Here is an 18,273-nt window from a genome sequence, read left to right as displayed (position 1 = left end):
CCCTCTTTATTTTATTTCGTTCATTAGATGCTATTGCGTTATAATATTCCGATTTTGTTTGCAAAATGAGCCTTATGCAAACGCCTCTTCCCATGTCCCGACGGTTGAGGCACGGCTGTATTCTGTAGCACGATTTTCAAAAAAATTCGCATGCTCCACCGCATTGAGCATATCGTCGATCCATGGCAACGGATTACGCTCGACATGGAACAGCGGTTCAAGCCCCAGCTGAATCAGCCTGCGATCAGCGATATACCGGATATAAGATTTCACCTGAGCAGCATCCAGCCCCTCGACAGAGCCGAGTTCGAAGGCCAGATCGATAAAGGCGTCCTCATGCTCGACGATGGTGGCGCATATCTGACGGATCTCCTGGCGTAGATCCTCAGTCCAGATTTCCCTGTTTTCGTCGATAAAAACGTGAAACAGCTTGATGATCGACAGGCAGTGCAAGGTTTCATCACGCACCGACCAGCTGACGATCTGGCCCATGCCCTTCAGCTTCCCGAAGCGGGGAAAATTCAACAAAATTGCGAAAGAGGCAAAAAGCTGAAGCCCTTCCGTGAACGCCCCGAATGCCGCCAGCGTCTTCGCGATCTCACGCTTGCTGTCGACCGAGAAGCTATGCATGTAGTCGTACTTGTCCTTCATCTCCTTGTATTTGAGGAAGGCTGAGTATTCGACTTCGGGCATGCCGATCGTGTCCAGCAGATGGCTGTACGCGGCAATGTGAATTGTTTCGATATTCGAAAATGCCGAAAGCATCATCAGCACTTCAGTCGGTTTGAACACCCGACTGTAATGTTTCATATAACAGTTATTCACTTCGACATCGGACTGGGTGAAAAAGCGGAAAATCTGGGTGACCAGATGCTGCTCCACCTCGTTCAGATTGCGGTGCCAGTCCTTCACGTCATCGGCCAGAGGCACTTCTTCCGGCAGCCAGTGCACCTGTTGCTGCACCAGCCAGGCCTCATACGCCCATGGATAGCGGAACGGCTTGTAAACCGGATTTTCGGTCAGCAGATCAAAGCGGACAGGCACGTCCTGTTCTGCCTGGGGTGCCGCCCCCTGAATGGTCTCATCCGTCATGCCGAAAGCCTTTTTCTTTTTTCGCCGCCGTGAGCCGTCGTGAAGCGATCACACCGTCATGCCATTTTTACTGGCAGGACAGGCATTCCTCATAATTCGTGGTGCTGACCGCCGCCGCTGGAGCGGCCTTTGCCTGATGATCCAGATTGACCGCCTTTTCACTGACGGCATCGGCCCGCTGGATGGACAGGCTGCGGCAATAATACAGGGATTTCAGCCCGCGCTTCCATGCCAGCATATGCACCTGATGCAGGTCTCGCTTATGGACATTGGCCGGCAGGAACAGATTCACCGACTGGCTCTGGCAGATATAGGGCGTGCGGTCGGCCGCATGTTCGATGATCCAGCGCTGATCCAGTTCGAACGCGGTCTTGAACACGGCTTTTTCCGCCTCGGTCAGAAAGTCCAGATGCTGCACGCTCCCTTTGTTGAGGGTGATGCTGCTCCAGACATCCTCATTATCCTGTCCACGCTCAGCCAGCAGTTGCTGGAGATGGCGGTTACGGACCGTAAAGCTGCCCGACAGGGTTTTCTGCAAAAACACATTGGCGGCAATCGGCTCGATCCCAGGGCTGGCATTGCCAGCGATAATGGAAATGGATGCCGTAGGCGCAATCGCCATCTTGTTGGAGAAACGCTCGTTCAAGCCGTAATCCGCCGCATCCGGGCAGGCGCCCCGCTCGGCAGCCAGCATGCGCGAGGCTTTATCCGCCTGCGCACGGATATGCTTGAACATGCGCAGGTTCCACACTTTGGCGACCACGCTTTCGAACGGCACTCGCTCGGCCTGCAGAAAAGAATGGAATCCCATGACGCCCAGCCCGACCGAGCGTTCACGCATGGCGGAATATCGCGCCCGCTCCATCGTATCCGGCGCACGGTCGATGAAGTCCTGCAATACATTGTCCAGGAAAAGCATCACGTCCTCGATAAAGGTCGGATGATCTTTCCAGGCATGCCAGGTTTCCAGATTCAGGCTGGAAAGGCAGCAGACCGCGGTGCGCTGCTTGCCATGCTGATCGATTCCGGTCGGCAGGGTAATCTCACTGCACAGGTTGGAGGTCTTGACCTCCAGACCGGCCAGTTTCTGATGCTCCGGCAAGGCACGGTTCACATGGTCGGAGAAGACGATATACGGCTCACCCTGTTCCATGCGTGCGGTCAGGATACGAATCCAGAGCGCCCGAGCCGAGATCTTGCGGATAACGCTCTTATCCTTGGGGGAAAGCAGCGCCCACTCCTCATCGTGATCGACCGCACGCATAAAGGCGTCGGATAGCAGCACCCCGTGATGCAGGTTCAGCGCCTTGCGGTTGGGATCGCCACCGGTAGGGCGGCGCAATTCCACGAATTCCTCGATTTCCGGATGCCAGACCGGCAGATACACCGCCGCCGAACCGCGGCGCAGAGACCCCTGGCTGATAGCCAGGGTCAGGCTGTCCATCACGCGGATGAACGGGATCACGCCGGAGGTCTTGCCGTTCTGACCGACTTTCTCACCAATCGAGCGCAGATTGCCCCAGTAGGAGCCGATCCCGCCGCCCTTGGAGGCCAGCCAGACATTCTCGTTCCAGAGGCCGACAATGCCTTCCAGACTGTCAGAGGCCTCGTTGAGGAAGCAGGAGATCGGCAGGCCGCGCTTGGTGCCGCCATTGGACAGGACGGGCGTCGCAGGCATGAACCACAGGCGGCTCATATAATCGTAGATACGCTGCGCATGCTCCGCATTGTCGCCGTAATAGCTGGATACGCGGGCGAACAGATCCTGATAGGATTCGCCGGGCATCAGGTAACGGTCGTTCAGCGTCGCTTTCCCGAAATCGGTCAGCAGAGCGTCACGGCTGTCATCCTTGATAATCTGGCCACGGTCTTTCATCTGAACACCGGCATCGATCAGGGCTGCGGCAGAAGCCTCCGTGCCGACCGGGAGAAGCCCGCCGGAAAGACTGCCATCGGCTGCCATAGCCAGCATCGTCGTGGCATGCCTGAATGGTGCCATGAGGCAACTCCCTGAGTTCATTTCATCGCGGGTAACGGATCATGGCGCGGCATGTCTCAAGCCCGCGCCCGAACAGGTCTGGATGCTCTACGTTTGCGCCCTTGCCGTCAACTCATTTTCCCGGCCAAACCCCACATATATTGGTGAGGATCCCCCGTAACACACCATATAGGGTATTATGGATCGTGCGTTATCCCTGTTGTTTCAACAATTTGCAGCCCGGCTTCCCGCCCTGTCGCAGGGTTGGATAGACACCTGAATGACACGGTTGCGCGAAAACATCTCTCCCTCAAACTCCACCTGAAGTCATGGAGAAACAGAGGGTAAAGGCGGCGCGATTCTATTGATTGGAACAGGGCCGATCAGCTTGCCATAGCGGATGCGGCACGCCGGGCCTGCACGATGCGGACCACCTCCGGCTCCGGCCCACCGGCACGCCAGTCGAGCAGTTCCACCATATGCAAGGCTGGAAGGGAGTCACAACCAAGCTGCTTGATGCAGCCAATATTGCCTGCTGCGACCAGATCAGGCTGAAGCGCCCGTAGATTGCCGCGCTTGCGGTCCCTCAGCCGGGTCGCGATGTCCGGTTGCATGATATTATATGTCCCGGCCGATCCGCAGCAAAGATGAGGCTCTACCGGTTCCACCACCTGAAATCCGGCCTGAACCAGGAGATTTTTAGGCTCGGCACGAATCTGCTGGCCATGCTGAAGGCTGCAAGCGGCATGATAGGCTACGGTCAGGGGTGCCTCATCTTCCGGCAACGGAGTCGGAGTATAGCCGATGCGGCAGAGATATTCGGAAATATCCAGCGCCAGAGACGCCACTTTCTCCGCCTGAGCCGCCTCAGCTTCATTCCGGAACATGAAGCCGTAATCCTTGACGGTCGTGCCGCAACCGGATGTATTCACGATGACTGCATCCAGCCCTTCCCCCTCGATTTCCCGGCTCCAGGCGAGAATGTTGGCCCGGGCCGCGGCCATGGCACGGTCATGCTGGCCCATATGCTGGGTTAACGCGCCGCAACACCCCTGCTCCGCGGTCACGACCACCTCCACCCCCAGCCGGTTCAGCAGACGGATGGTCGCTTCATTGATGGAGGGAGACAACACCTGCTGTGCACAACCGGTCAGCAGGCCAACGCGCCGCTTCACAGTCTGCATTCCCGCCTGTCCGCGGTACAGGCCCGGTTTCACGGCATGACCGGACGAAGGGGCCTTTGGGGCCAGGTCCAGCAGAGCGCGCAGACGCTGACCCAGCAGATGGCCTTTCGGCAGAAGGGCCGGAATCACGCCGGCCAACGGGCGGGTGATCCGTGCCATGACCAAAGCCCCCCGGAGCAGCGAGACGCTGGGCAGAACCCGTGCCAGCACCGCCCTCAGCAGCCGGTCATGCCATGGCCGGTGATAGGTTTTCTCCACATGGCTCCGCGCATGGTCGATCAGATGCATATAGTTCACACCGGAGGGACAGGTGCTCATGCAGGAAAGGCAGGAGAGGCAACGGTCGAGATGTTTCACCACCTCCTGCGTGGCTGCACGGCCATTTTCCAGCATGTCCTTGATCAGATAGATCCGGCCACGCGGGCTATCCAGCTCGTCCCCCAGCAGCACGAAAGTAGGACAAGTGGCGGTGCAGAAGCCACAATGCACGCAGGTACGCAGCACCTGGTTGGAGGCCGCTATATCAGGGTCGCGCAGCTGCTCCGGCGTAAAACTGGTTTGCATGATTCTGCTTTTCTCCGCGCCTCACACTGCCGCCAGCCCGATGAATATCGAAGATGACGACCCTTTCTTGCCGAGGATTCCCCTACCCTGTCTATGCCCTTGTTCCAGCCGTCGAAAAGCCGGGTCATGAAGCTGTCAGGTCTTAACTCTCCCTTGCGAAGTGCCGCACAATGGTTCAACCCTGTCCGCCATGACAGAGCGCCCGGCCTCCCCCGCCACCAGAACCAAAGTCAGCCCCCAGGCCATTGATGCCGAGATCATACGACTGACCACAGAACGCGGTCCTGCTTCCTCCATCTGTCCGACCGAAGTCGCACGGGCACTGGCCCCGACGGAGGAATGGCGACGCCTGCTGAGCCAGGTCCGACGGCAGGCGGCCAGACTGGCCAGTGCCGGACTGATCGACGTACTGCGCAAGGGCAAACCCCTGCCACAACCGGTTACACCCGATACCATGCGTGGGGTGCTGCGCCTGCGCGTCCGGCCGAATCCCCCGGAGGAACCGAATTCTTTAACGCAGGATCAGGAACCGGCTCAGGGTTACTGACCGCATCGTGGGCCCGAGCCAAATGGTTACAATATTGATAACCATGAGCCAGCATCACGCCATTCCGGCAACCCTATCTTGAAATGCTTCCCTTTCTGACACTCCATCCGCTTTTCGACCATTCGCTGGCAGGGCAGGTTTCAACGCATGCATGATTTCGGCAAAATTCTACGGGGCGCCTGGCGGCTGACCATTCCCTATTTCCTGTCAGAGGAAAAATGGGTTGCGCTGGGTCTGTTGGCGACAGTGCTCTCCCTCAATCTGGCCCAGAACGGGCTGGATCTGGTCATGAATTACTGGCACGGCGCTTTTTTCAACGCCCTGCAGGAAAAAGACGCCTCCGCCTTCGTGCAGCTGTTCCTGTTCTGGTACAAGGGACAGGCCGGTTTCATTACACTGGCGATCCCGTCGATCATTTTTGGGGTGGCCTCGATCTATCTCCAGCAGAGCCTCCAGATTCGTTGGCGGCGCTGGCTGACCAAGCGCATGATTGATGAGTGGATAGATGACCGGATCTATTACCGGCTGGGTCTGCTGCATCAGGAAAACGATACCGCGACCGATAATCCCGATCAGCGTATCAGCGACGATATCCGCGACTTTACCTCCGACACATTGTCGATCGGCTTCAGCTTCATCTCCAACGCGGTCACGCTGGTGATGTTTCTGGGTGTGCTGTGGTCACTCTCCGGCGCAATGACGATCTTCGGCTTCCATATTCCGGGTTATATGCTGTGGGGAGCCCTCATCTACTCCATCATCGGCACGTTACTGACGCATCTGATCGGGCGGAAGCTGATCTATCTGCGCTTCGTCCAGCAACGTTACGAAGCCAATCTGCGCTTCGCATTGGTTCGCGTACGTGAAAACAGCGAAGGCATCGCCCTGTATCATGGTGAAGCGGAAGAGCGAGCCACCGCGAAATCACGTTTCGGGGATATCGTCATCAACTGGTATGCGATGCTGCGGCGCTATCTGGGGCTGAATTCCTTTTCCAGCGGCTATGATCTGATCGCTTCGGTTTTTCCCTATGTCATGGCAGCCCCGCATTATTTCAGCGGACAGATTACGCTTGGCGGGTTGCAGCGTACGTCGCAAGCTTTCTCGCGCGTGCAGGGATCACTCTCCTGGTTTGTCAGCAGCTATACGACGCTGGCAAGCTGGGGGGCGGTCGTCAGCCGTCTTTCCACTTTTCAGGACGCCCTCAACCAGGCACGCGCAGCAGAACGCAACCGTGCGGCTACCTTGTCGGGCGGGTCAGATACCACAGCGTCCAGCCCTGTTTCGGCCCATCCGAATGATGTCGTCGTCAAAGGATTGAATCTTTCCCTGCCAACTGGCGAGGTTCTGTTGCATCAGGATGAGCTGGTTCTGTCAGCGGGCCAGAATATCCGCATCAAGGGACGCTCCGGCTCAGGGAAATCGACTCTGTTCCGCGCGCTGGCAGGCATCTGGCCGTTCGGCTCCGTGCAGTCGATCCATATTCCGGGGCGCTTCCTGTTTCTGCCACAGCGTCCCTATCTTCCGCTCGGCTCCCTGCGCAGGGCGGTGACCTATCCTCTGAACCCTTCTTCAGTGTCGGATGAGCAGATTGCGGATGCCATGCATGCCATGAGGCTGGATCATCTGATTCCCCGTCTGGACCAGACCGATCAATGGTCGCATCGCCTGTCCGGCGGTGAGCAACAACGTATTGCTCTGGCCCGCGCCCTGCTGGTGCGACCGGACTGGCTGTTTATGGATGAGGCAACCGCCAATCTTGATTCCGAATCCGAACAGGAGGCCTATCAGGCGCTGCGGCAGAAACTGCCAGAGACCACCATCGTCTCCATTGCGCATGGTGAAGCGACCTCCGCTTACCATGACCGGACTGTGATTCTGCATCGACCGGAACCCGATCAGGCAGGAATACTGCGCCCGGCCTGAAACAGCATCGCGTAAGTCTCTCTCCCTGTCCGTCGTGACCAGCGGACAGGGAGGACCAGCTCTGCTATGATACCGGCATGAATGCCGACATTCCCCGGCCCATACGGCCTGTCCTGTGCGGAATCCCGGAAACGACGCTCTGGACCCTGCATGACCGTGCTGCCGAAGCAGCGCGGCCTGATGGCATTCTGCATGATCCTCACGCAATCCGCATGCGCAACGCGCTGATGATCGACTGGATAGCCCGTTTCGGAGCGGCTGACGGATCCTTTGCCGGGCGCAGCCGGGCGATCGACACTCTGCTGACCGACTGGCTGAGCAGGCATCCTGACGGCATGGTCATCTCCATCGGAGAAGGGCTGGAGACCCAGTCACGCCGGGTCGACAATGGCACCTGCACATGGCTTTCAGTTGATCTGCCCGAGGTTATCGCTCTGCGTCGGCAGATGCTGCCGGATACGGAGCGGTTCCGCAGCCTCGGCGTGGATGCTCTGGATACAGGCTGGCTGGAGGCAATTGATCCATCTCGCCCCTGCCTGTTCCTGATGCAGGGGCTGCTGATGTATTTCCCGCCAAATCGTGTCGCTCCATTGCTGCGGCATATGACGAAGCGTTTTCCTGCCTCCATGTTGATATTCGATACTGTGCCGGTCTGGTTTGCCACGCTGACCGCCCATGGGCTTCATAAAACGCCCCTCTTCACCGTGCCGCGTATGCGCTGGGGTATTGATCGCGACCGGATTGGTCCTACGCTTGCCTGCTGGTCCCTGAGCCGACCGCTTCACCTGATTCCCTATGGCGCTGTCAGGGGACGATCATGGATGGCATCACTCGCCCTCTCTCCTCAGAACAGACTGATCTCATCGCAGGGTCGTCGTTTTTCTCGGGATCGGCTGCCGGTGATTGTCACGCTGCCGCCTGCCTGATCATTGCAACCTGCCGGATCATCCGGCCAGACGATAAAGTGATTTTTCCTATGCCTTTTTATCCCCGCACTATCACTGCGTTCCTTGCCTCTCTTCTTCTGGCCGGATGCCAGCCTGCATCGGACAAAACCGCTTTTGTAACGCCTGCCTATACGCTGGACCGTCTGACCGCCGATCTTGCAGCGGAACCGAGTGCCACAAAAGTGTTGCAGCGCTGGTGCATCGGACGCGGGCTGATGCCGCCGGCCAGCCATGTGACGGCCCAGAAACAACCGGCCGGCAAAGTTCCGTCACAGGCGCTCGAGTCTCTACATCCCTCAGCAGGATACGATATAGTCACCCGCCATGTTCATCTGATGTGCGGGCCGCATGTGGTCTCGATTGCGACACTCGCCTACCTGCCGGAAAAACTGACGCCCGATATGAACCGTCAGTTGCTGCTGACCGATCAACCTTTTGGCAAAATCGTTCTGCCACTGCATTTCGAACGCCGACGTCTGGCGAGTGATTCCAAAATTCCTCAATCAACGGTGGGCGAAACACCCATTGAGGCTGACAGCCCTCCCAAACAGGCCATTCTGATCAATCGCGCCCTGCTGACCACCAGCGACGGTCAACCCTTCGCCTATGTCGAAGAACAGTATCAACGGGTCCTGCTGAATGGACCGGTTCAAGCATCCAGCCAGGGCACAGGTGACCACACTCAAAATTGAAGGTGAAATCCCTGCATAGTCTGGCATAGTAAAAACTTTATACGGCCACGCAACAGGGGTGGAGAGTCCCATGTTTTCTCGTTACCGTGCCGTTCCGTGCTTTTTCACTTTGTCCGCCGCTGCCGTGCTTTGCCTGACTGCCCCATGCCCGGCCCATGCCATACCGGATACATGCAGGCAGACCATCAAGGATATCGATATCGGAGATTCCAAACAGGCGCTGAAAAACGTCGATAATGCGCTGATGGAGGCCGATAACCGCGTTCTGTGGGAGGGTGGAGCACCTTTTTATTCCAATCTCGACCATGCCTCGAAACAAATATTGCAGGACGAGGTGATTTCTCTCTGCCGCCGCTATCCTTATCTTACTCTGGAGAAGGCGGCTGATCGGGGAATCTCCCACAAGACACGCAGCAAGGGATACGGACAAACACCAGGCACGCCGCTTTAAATTTTTCATTCCTGTTTCAGATTTTTAAAGGAAACCGATCATGAACAGGCATATGTTTTCTTCATTCCATTCTCTCCGTTTCGTAGGGGCGATCGGTCTGTTTTCCCTACCGGTTGCGGCCCTGCTCAACCCTGCTCAGGCTGCAGAAAATGATCAGTCATTCTGGCCGTCCGGAGCCAGACCGTACATCATCAGCCCGGCCAATGGCGCAGTGGTCTCAAGCCCCTTCACAGTCGTCACCGGGCTGAAAGGACTGGGGATTGCACCAGCCGGTGACGATCAACCGCGCACCGGCCATCATCATCTGCTGATCGATACACCTGCCCCCCAGGGTGAGGCGCTGGAGGAATCCATTCCGAAAGATGCCCACCATGTTCACCTTGGCGGAGGGCAGACGCAGGTTGATATCAAATTGCCGCCCGGCAAACATACGCTGCAACTGATCATGGGCGATGCCGGCCATGTGCCGCACAGCCATCCCCTGCTGTCGGAACCTGTGACCATTACGGTCAAATAACCGGGATCCGGTCTCCGCGCTCAAACCCCGGCCAGGACAGCAAGAACATGCCGTCCGTAGCGGTCAAGCTTCGATGCCCCCACTCCCTTGATACGACCAAGCGTTTCGAGATCGGTGGGGGCAGAAGTGGCGATGTCTCGCAGCACGCTGTCGTGGAAAATTACGTAAGGGGGAACACCCTGCTCCTTTGCCTCCTTCATGCGCCATGCCCTCAGCGCATCGAATTCAGCACGGATCGCATCCGGAATATTGTCAGAAACCGGATTGCTTGCCCTTCTTTCCTCACGCGTACGACGTGCTGGCAGGCGGGAAGCGGTCTCCTGTCGCAGAAAGACTTTCTCCGTACCACGCAGGACCGTTCGGACGCGATCAGGCACCAGCCGTAATCCACCATGGCCTTCCACATCCATATCCAGCATGCCTCTGGCAATCAGCTGCCGGATCACACTACGCCAGAAGGTGGCGGGACGATCCTTGCCAACACCGTAAGTCGGCAAACGGTCATGCTGATGACGCTGGATTCCCTCCGTCAACTCCCCCCGCAACAAGGCCACAATATGCAAGGCGCCGAATACCATGCCGGGCCGCGTATCTCCGGGTCTTGGCTGGCTGGTGCGATAAACCGCAGACAAAACTTTCTGCGCTTCCACCGAACCATCAAAAGTTTCTGGCGGTGCCGCACATAAATCGCAATGACCACATGGCTGCTCCATACTCTCGCCAAAACAGGAGAGCAGCGCCCGCGTTCTGCAATCGGCAGCTTCCGCCAGACCGATCATCGCATCCAGACGTTGCCGCATCACCCGCTTTTGACTGTCAGGCGCCACCGAAATGGACAGGAAATGCCGGGCACGGGCGATATCCTCGCCCCCATACAGCAGAAGTGTCTCACTCTCCTCGCCATCGCGCCCGGCACGACCGATCTGCTGATAGTAGCTTTCCGGACTGTCCGGCATATCCAGATGCACCACAAACCGCACATCAGGACGATCAATACCCATTCCGAACGCGATGGTCGCCACCATCACCACCGACTCCCCGCCGCGGAAACGGGTCAGGGCCACCTGCTTTTCCGATGGTGGCAAACCGGCGTGATAGGTGATCGCATCAATCCCTTTTTCACGCAAACGCTGCGCCGTACGCTCGGTCTTGGCACGGCTGCCGCAATAGATGATTCCCGCCTGATCACGATGCCGGGCCAGAAACGCCATCATCTGCGATGTTTCAGCAATTTTCTCGGCTGCCGCGATGCGCAGATTAGGGCGATGAAATGAAGCCGCATAAACCCGGGCATGCTCCATTCCGAGCGCACGGAGAATATCATCGCGCGTGCGAGCATCGGCTGTGGCCGTCAGGGCAATGCGCGGAACACCGGGGAATCGCTCCGGCAGGCGAGCCAGAGCGCGATATTCGGGGCGGAACTCATGGCCCCATTGCGACACGCAATGGGCCTCATCAATCGCAATCAGGGCGATACGCGATTCCGGCAACCGATCCATCAGACCGTTCAGCAATCGCTCCGGCGAGACGTAAAGCAGATCGAGTCTGGCATCCATCGCCGCCCTGAACACGGCCCGGCCCTGATCGGCTTCCAGCTCCGAATGGAGGGCGGCGGCATTGATACCCAGTTGACGCAGCGCCGCCACCTGATCGTCCATCAGTGCAATCAGCGGGGACACCACAATCGCCATCCCATCCCGGCAGAGCGCCGGAACCTGGTAACACAAGCTCTTGCCGCCCCCGGTCGGCATCAGAACCAACGCATCACCACCCTCAATCACATGAGCGATGGCGTCTTCCTGTAATCCTCGAAAAGCCGGATAGCCGAAAACCCGGCGCAGAACATCCAGCGCCGGGTTTTCCTGTGAGCGACCCGAAAAAGGGTGGAGCAGCCTGTCAAGCAAAGCCAATACCGAATATGCCGGTCATTGGATTACTTGCTGCTGACATCTCCGATATCAATATCCACGCGGCGCTCTGCCACGGCCAGATTGGATGCATCAACCGTGTGGACCGAACGTTCGATTCTGCTTTTAGCAATCCCGTCAGAGACCAGCTGATCCCGCACCGCATTAGCACGCAGCTTGGCCAAAGGTGTTTCCGTGACTGTAGACGCCTGATCAGAGGACTTACCGCCATAGCCTGACACGGTCACCTTCAGACCTGGATACTGCTTTGCGAGCTCCGCGGCATAGCTGACCACCTGAGTGGCCGCCGGATCGAGCACAGCAGAATCCTGCAGGAAGTAAACATTATAGGAACGCTGAAGCGCGGCTGGCTGAGAGCATGCAGCGGCGATCAGGGGCAAGCAAAGCAGGCTTAGGCGGCGCATGGCCGACTCCCTTGTTAAAAAGCTGTACCGTCTTACGACAAGGTGTGCCTCCGAAGGCGATGAGCGTCAACCGGCCTGATGAAAACCGTTGCGTTTCTGTCTACACTCGGCGCTGCGGCCTGCGGCCAGTGTGAAGTCTTTCCTCCGTCCAGCGTGCCAGACGCACAAACGGCAGACCGATCAGAAGATAGGCAGCGCCGATCATCAGACCCGTGCCGAAATAATCATAGTATGTGGTGGAAAGACGCACATAGGTCTGACTGAGTTCAGACAGGGTGATAACAGACAGCAGCGAAGAATCCTTCAGCGCAGAGATGAAATCATTGGTCATCACCGGAATCACCAGCCGGAATGCCTGTGGAATCACCACATGACGCAGGGCCTGGAAAGACGTCATGTTCAAGGCAATGGCTGCCTCGTACTGGCCATGCGGGACCGCACCCAGACCGGCACGGTAGTTTTCCGCCTCATACGCCGCGTAGTTCAGGCCCAGCGCCAGTACGCCAGCGAAAAACGGATCCAGCCTGATCCCCAGATTCGGCAGTCCGTAGAATACGAACAGTACCTGGATCAGCAGCGGCGTGCCCCGCATGATTTCGATATACATCACTGACAGCATACGCAGCGGGGCCGGGCCATATAATCGCGAGACCGCCAGCAACAATCCCATTGCCACCGCCAGAACCATAGCCAGCAGGGAGACTTCCAGTGTTGTGACCGCTGCATGAGCGATCAGCGGGATAAAACCGATATAGCGTTTAAATTTGATCCGCCATGCCGTGGCCGGTGCGTGCGCCTTTACAAATTCATCATAATAAACCGCCGGCTGTGTTATAGAGGTGTGATCCCCGGTGAACGTCTCCATAGCAGGCGTCCAGAGGTTCCACCGCTCCAGAATACGACGGAGGGTTCCATCGGCACGCATTTGGTCAAGAGCAGTATTGATCTGATCGAGCAACACCTGATTACCCTTGCGCACGGCAATACCGTATTCCAGGTGACCGATTGGTTTACCAATGAGTTTCAGGCTGGGATCTGTCGCTGAATAATACAGGGCAATCGGCCAATCGAGCAGAACCGCATCGGTACGGCCATTATGGAGATCGGTATAGGCGTCGATCTCCTCCTCATACACACGCAGGTTGATATCAGGGTGTTTCTGCAGAATCCGCTCGCCCACGCTGGCCTTGAGTGTGCCGACGGCATGGCCGTGGAGTGACTCCAGCGTATCCAGTCCCTTGCTGTCCTTACGGACGACGAGCTGTTCCGACGTTACATAATAGGGCTTTGAAAAATCAACGACCTCACGATGGGCGGGGGTAATTTCCAGACCGTCGATCGAGAAATCATACAGTCCCCGATCCAGGCCGGGGATAAGGCTGTCCCAACCATTCTGAACAAAGATCAGATTGCGATTGAGATGACGCCCGATCTCGTCAACAATGTCTTTTTCATAACCAATCAGGCGATCCTCACGATCTGGATCGTGAAAAATATAAGGTGCATCAGACTGCGCGTCAGCACCCCAGCGGAGATCATCCCCAGCCCGCACCGCTCCGGAATGCAGGCTGAGGAGCAGAACCATCAGGACAGCCAGCATACAACGCATCATGCGAACCGCTTCAGGAAACGGCGCGTCCGGGGATCGCGCGGGTTTTCAAAGATCTCGTCCTCGTCGGACACTTCGATGATTTCGCCACCTTCCATAAACACGATGTAATCGGAAGCATCACGCGCGAAGCGCATCTCATGCGTCACGATCAGCTGCGTCATGCCATCCGCATCCAGATCGCGCATGACCTGAAGCACCTCATCAACCAGTTCGGGATCAAGCGCAGAGGTCGGCTCATCATACAGCATCACTTTCGGCGACATGGCCAGAGCACGCGCAATGGCAGCCCGCTGCTGCTGGCCACCGGACAGCGTGCCGGGATAGCGATCGGCGAATGTGGCCAGACCGACACGGGAGAGCTGATGCATGGCCAGATCGCGCGCCGCAGCCTTTTTCAGGCCTTTCACGATCATCGGTGCCATCATCACATTTTCTGCCACTGTGCGATGCGCGAACAGGTGAAAGCCCTGGAAAACCATGCCGACCTGCTCACGCAGCGCATGGGCACGCTCCTCCATCGCATTGGTCCAGCGCTCATCTGTACCGGACCGTTCCAGTGCAATGCCGGCAACGGATATCCGTCCCGAATCAGGGATTTCCAGAAAGTTAATACATCTCAGGAATGTTGATTTACCGCAGCCTGACGGCCCAATGATCGACACGAGATCTCCTTGCTCTATCTGCAAGGAGACGCCCTTGAGAATCTCGGTACCGTCGAAACTCTTGCGCAGACTGTCGATCTGGACGATCGCATCTTCAACAGGAGAATCCGTCACGATTGCATGCCTTTTCAACCCATCCGGTCAGAAAAGCGGGCAAGCTCCCTCATGTCACGCATGAAATGATGACGTTCTGTTAATTGTTTCAGCTCTTCAGCTCATTGCAGGAACTGCCTGACCGCCAGACAGTCTGTAGATACGGTCCAGCTTCTCAACTCCTGTCAGACGATGGGCGATCAGCAGAACGGTGCGATCGCCGGCTACCTCGTTCAGGGTCAGAAACAATTCACGTTCGGTCTGTGCATCAAGACCGGCCGCCGGCTCATCCAGAATCAGGATCGGAGCATGGGATAACAGCGCCCGCGCCAGAGCCAGACGCCGCCCTTGCCCTCCGGACAGGCGGAATCCGCCTTCACCAACCCAGCTTTCCAGGCCATCAGGCAGGTCGCGAACCACAGCACCCAACTGCGCCGCATCCAGCGCCGCCCAGAGATCGGCCTCCTGCGCATCGGGCCGACCCAGCAGCAGATTGGCCCTGATCGTGTCGTCAAACAGATGCGTTGTCTGGGACAGCCATGCGAAATGGCCTCGCACCATATCGACCGGTAAGGTCGCCATATCGGTGCCTGACAGAAAAATATGTCCTGCCTCCGGCACAGCGAGGCGCATCGCAAGAGCGGCAATGGTCGACTTTCCGGCTCCTGAAGGGCCGAGCAGCGCAACCCGTGCACCCGCGGGCAAATCCAGACTGAGGTCATCCAGCACCAGCGGCCCATCCTGCCGCCAGCGGAACGAGAGATGTCTGAAAGACAGGGCCGCCGTTTTACCGCGTACCGGCCGCAGTCTTTCCTCCCGCAATCTTTCTTCAACATCTGCCACACCCTGCGGCACATTGCTTTCGGGCCTGGAGGCCGCTTCCAGCACGCGCTCCGCGGCAGCGGAGGCATGTCCGGCGAGCACACCGGCACGCGGCAGGCCCCCGATCGCCTCAAACGCAGCAATCGTCAGAAATGCACACCCGATCAAGGCTGCCGGACCAGTCGTCACGACATTGAGCGCGACCGCGAACAGCACAGCCGCTACGCCTGCCTGCCCAAACAGAAATGACGCCGCCGATGCCCATGCGGCACGGGCCGCCCCCTCACGCTGTGCCGTCAGCAGCAGCGCCTGGCGAGCCTGAATATCTGCCAGCATGCGGTCTTCCGCACCACAGGCCCGCACCTCTCTGAGACCAGTCAGGGTATCGAGGGTTGCAATCCGCAACCGACTCATGGAAGTGGTCAGCCTTGCGCCCTGCCCCGCTGCAGTGCGGGCGGAGATGACCGGCAGCACGAAAGCAGCCAGCACGAACAACACACCGACCACTATCGCCAGCATGGCATCCAGCCGCCCCAGCGCGTAAAGCAGCACCGGCAACAGCACCAGCGCCCCGGCAACAGGAACGACAATACGCAGATAAAGCCCGTCCAGCGCCTCCACATCATTGACCAGACGGGACAGCACGTCTCCGGCACGGCGGAAGCCCAATCCGCCTGCGGCATCACGCGCTATACCACGGAAAAACCAGACCCGCAGATCAGCCAGTGCCCGGAACATGGCATCATGCGTGACAACGCGCTCAAGGTAGCGCAACACCACCCTGGCCACACCGGTCCAGCGCAACAGCATGGGAGCGGCCAGCACGCCGAGCATCATGGCGGCCGCCACGGTACGACCTGACAGCATCATCAGCAGCGCCGCAGACAAAACGGCCAGAACCGAAACCACGATCCCGGCCAGCAACCAAGGCAAACGGTTACGCCACAGCGCGGCAACATCCAGCAGCGGGCGAAGAAATGCGGTCATGCCATCACCTTTCCATACATGGTCGGGAATGGTGCGGAAACGACACTGCCATCCCGCAGATCAATCCGATGACCCGGAAAAGCATGCGCAGCCGCGCTATGGCTGGCCAGCAATACGGTGCGGCCAACCGCCAGACGTTTCAGGCTGTCCAGAATATCAGCTTCAGTAACCGGATCGAGATGGGAAGTCGGCTCATCCAGCAGCAGCAGCGGAGCATTGCGAAGATAGGCGCGCGCAATCGCCACGCGCTGCGCCTGACCGCCGGATAGGCCATACCCCCCCTCGCCTATCATCGTCTCCAGCCCGTCCGGCAGGGCGCGGGCAAAATCGTCCACATGGGCATGACGGATGGCATCCAGCAGATCCTGCTCCGATGCTTCCGGGCGGGCGAACAGGATATTGTCGCGGATGGTCCCCGCAAACAGCATCGGTTTCTGCCCGACCCAGGCCGTCAGCCGGGAGAGAGCCGCCGGAACAATATCCGTGATGTCCATGCCGTTCAGGGCCACCCGTCCACTCGTTGGACGGGTAAAGCCCAGCAAAACCTCCATGATGCTTGACTTGCCCGATCCGGAAGGACCGGCCAGAACCACTGTCTCCCCGGCAGGAATACGGAAACTGACATCATGCAGGGCCGGGCCACGTGTCTCGTCCCACACCAGCGAGACATGATCGAACGTGACCGTCACACCACGTGCTTCAATGGTGCGAACCTGAAGAACGGGCTTTTCCGGTGGCTCCGGCAGGGCGGCGATGGCTTCGGCCGCACCGGTTGCGTGCATCTTGTCCTGATAGGCAAGCGAAAAGGCCCGCAGCGGCGCGAAAAACTCCGGCACCAGCAGCAGCACGAACAGCGCCCGCGCCGGATGACCTGCCTGACCGGACAGGATCGCCTGTCCGTAATGCAGCGCCAGACCGACCAGAGCTGCCGCCATCGCCAGATCCAGCACGGCGGAGGACAGAAACGCCACCCGCAACACCCGCATGGTGCGGCGGCGCAACTCATCGGCGGCGCGTCCCAGAGCGATGGCTTCATCCTCGGTCCGCCCGCTCAGAACGATGGTGGCAATGCCGCGCACCCGGTCCAGAAAACGGGCCTGCAGGCGGCTCATCGCCACGAACTGACGGCGGGAAGCGACCGCCGCGCCAATGCCGGAAAGCGCCATACCGAACGGCACCAACAGACCCGCAGCCAGCAAGGCCAGAGCCGCCCGCCAATCCAGTGGCAGGATCGCCAGCAGGATAAGGACCGGCGACAGAATCGCCAGAGAAGCAGCAGGAACCCAGCGGGAGAAAAATCCGTCCAGCGCCTCGATCCGATCCACGGCAATCGCCGCCAGCTCGGCGGAATGATATCCGCGCAGCAAGGAAGGACCAATGGCCAGCAGCCTCGCCATCACCTGATCCCGCAGCCGCCGCCGAGCCGCTGCACCAGCCGCCGCCGCATAGCGCTCCGTCATAGCCCCCAGAAAGGCGCGTATTGCCGCAATTCCCAGAAAAGCCATGGCATAAGGCAGTCCACCGACCATGGCGTGGCCAAGCGTGCCGCCGAAAACCGCTGCCAGACACCATGCCTGCCCCACGGCCAGAATGGTGCCGGTCAGGCCCAACAGGATGACATGGCGCGCATTCCGGCGGGCCAGCCCCCCTTGTTCCTTCAGCCACCCACGGGCAGGAGAATGACGCCTGCCCCCTGCACGCGCAGAGGAAGCGCCTGTCATCGGAGCGGAACCGGAGGAAGAACGGGTTTTGTCACGCATTATGGGCCGCTTCTTAACCTCTCGGCTCTGTCTTTGACAGGGTAATTCCTTAAATCCGGCTTTATGCCCGTGACACACGTATCGACCGGATCGAACGAGTTCCCGTT

General features: G+C 58.6%; 15 protein-coding genes. 6 read left to right on the top strand and 9 right to left on the bottom strand.

Annotation, left to right across the window (positions count from 1 at the left end; translation table 11 throughout):
- Positions 1 to 72: 72 nt before the first annotated feature.
- The 3 genes from GBCGDNIH1_RS16910 to glcF form a co-directional block, all read right to left on the bottom strand.
- Complete coding sequence (locus GBCGDNIH1_RS16910; RefSeq protein ID WP_011631595.1) at positions 73 to 1,092, bottom strand: ribonucleotide-diphosphate reductase subunit beta; 1,020 nt, start codon at positions 1,090 to 1,092, stop codon at positions 73 to 75.
- 67 nt (positions 1,093 to 1,159) lie between these two features.
- Entirely contained in the window at positions 1,160 to 2,968 is a 1,809-nt protein-coding gene (locus GBCGDNIH1_RS16905) for a ribonucleoside-diphosphate reductase subunit alpha (protein ID WP_050748529.1), read from the bottom strand.
- Positions 2,969 to 3,453: 485 nt separating this feature from the next.
- On the bottom strand, positions 3,454 to 4,818 hold the full coding sequence (gene glcF, locus GBCGDNIH1_RS16900; protein WP_011631593.1) for a glycolate oxidase subunit GlcF: 1,365 nt from the start codon (positions 4,816 to 4,818) through the stop codon (positions 3,454 to 3,456).
- Between the two features lie 190 nt (positions 4,819 to 5,008).
- On the opposite strand from glcF, the gene GBCGDNIH1_RS16895 reads away from it, so the two are divergent.
- The 6 genes from GBCGDNIH1_RS16895 (at position 5,009) to GBCGDNIH1_RS16870 (ending at position 9,898) form a co-directional block, all read left to right on the top strand.
- Positions 5,009 to 5,365 carry a DUF3253 domain-containing protein gene (locus GBCGDNIH1_RS16895; RefSeq protein WP_050748528.1) on the top strand — a complete coding sequence of 119 codons (357 nt, stop codon included), beginning with the start codon at positions 5,009 to 5,011 and terminating at the stop codon, positions 5,363 to 5,365.
- A gap of 147 nt (positions 5,366 to 5,512) precedes the next feature.
- Positions 5,513 to 7,291 (top strand): ABC transporter ATP-binding protein/permease, encoded by a 1,779-nt coding sequence (locus GBCGDNIH1_RS16890; RefSeq protein WP_011631591.1) that lies wholly within the window; start codon positions 5,513 to 5,515, stop codon positions 7,289 to 7,291.
- A gap of 77 nt (positions 7,292 to 7,368) precedes the next feature.
- On the top strand, positions 7,369 to 8,217 hold the full coding sequence (locus GBCGDNIH1_RS16885) for a class I SAM-dependent methyltransferase (RefSeq protein ID WP_011631590.1): 849 nt from the start codon (positions 7,369 to 7,371) through the stop codon (positions 8,215 to 8,217).
- 50 nt (positions 8,218 to 8,267) lie between these two features.
- Positions 8,268 to 8,930, top strand: a complete 663-nt coding sequence (locus GBCGDNIH1_RS16880; RefSeq protein ID WP_011631589.1) for a hypothetical protein — start codon at positions 8,268 to 8,270, stop codon at positions 8,928 to 8,930.
- Between the two features lie 70 nt (positions 8,931 to 9,000).
- The gene (locus GBCGDNIH1_RS16875) at positions 9,001 to 9,381 is read left to right on the top strand and encodes a hypothetical protein (RefSeq protein ID WP_025319193.1); all 381 of its coding nucleotides are present in this window, start codon (positions 9,001 to 9,003) and stop codon (positions 9,379 to 9,381) included.
- A gap of 40 nt (positions 9,382 to 9,421) precedes the next feature.
- Positions 9,422 to 9,898: a DUF4399 domain-containing protein gene (locus GBCGDNIH1_RS16870; protein WP_011631587.1), complete on the top strand. Its 477-nt coding sequence runs from the start codon at positions 9,422 to 9,424 to the stop codon at positions 9,896 to 9,898.
- A 20-nt stretch (positions 9,899 to 9,918) separates the two neighbouring features.
- On the opposite strand, the gene recQ is transcribed toward GBCGDNIH1_RS16870, so the two are convergent.
- From recQ to cydD, 6 genes are all read right to left on the bottom strand, one after another.
- The gene (recQ, locus tag GBCGDNIH1_RS16865; protein WP_011631586.1) at positions 9,919 to 11,808 is read right to left on the bottom strand and encodes a DNA helicase RecQ; all 1,890 of its coding nucleotides are present in this window, start codon (positions 11,806 to 11,808) and stop codon (positions 9,919 to 9,921) included.
- A gap of 23 nt (positions 11,809 to 11,831) precedes the next feature.
- Positions 11,832 to 12,230, bottom strand: a complete 399-nt coding sequence (locus GBCGDNIH1_RS16860) for an OmpA family protein (RefSeq protein WP_011631585.1) — start codon at positions 12,228 to 12,230, stop codon at positions 11,832 to 11,834.
- Between the two features lie 100 nt (positions 12,231 to 12,330).
- On the bottom strand, positions 12,331 to 13,842 hold the full coding sequence (locus GBCGDNIH1_RS16855) for an ABC transporter substrate-binding protein/permease (RefSeq protein ID WP_011631584.1): 1,512 nt from the start codon (positions 13,840 to 13,842) through the stop codon (positions 12,331 to 12,333).
- Positions 13,839 to 14,618, bottom strand: coding sequence for an amino acid ABC transporter ATP-binding protein (locus tag GBCGDNIH1_RS16850; protein ID WP_025319195.1), 780 nt, complete (start codon positions 14,616 to 14,618; stop codon positions 13,839 to 13,841). Before GBCGDNIH1_RS16850 ends, GBCGDNIH1_RS16855 begins: the two co-directional genes overlap by 4 nt.
- A 96-nt stretch (positions 14,619 to 14,714) precedes the next feature.
- Positions 14,715 to 16,406, bottom strand: a complete 1,692-nt coding sequence (gene cydC / locus GBCGDNIH1_RS16845; RefSeq protein ID WP_011631582.1) for a thiol reductant ABC exporter subunit CydC — start codon at positions 16,404 to 16,406, stop codon at positions 14,715 to 14,717.
- Positions 16,403 to 18,127, bottom strand: coding sequence for a thiol reductant ABC exporter subunit CydD (gene cydD / locus GBCGDNIH1_RS16840; protein ID WP_050748527.1), 1,725 nt, complete (start codon positions 18,125 to 18,127; stop codon positions 16,403 to 16,405). Before cydD ends, cydC begins: the two co-directional genes overlap by 4 nt.
- Between the last annotated feature and the right edge of the window lie 146 nt (positions 18,128 to 18,273).

Source organism: Granulibacter bethesdensis CGDNIH1 (assembly GCF_000014285.2).
GTDB lineage: Bacteria > Pseudomonadota > Alphaproteobacteria > Acetobacterales > Acetobacteraceae > Granulibacter > Granulibacter bethesdensis.
Note: the sequence above shows the minus strand (reverse complement) of the source record. Positions and strands in the feature narration are given on the sequence as shown.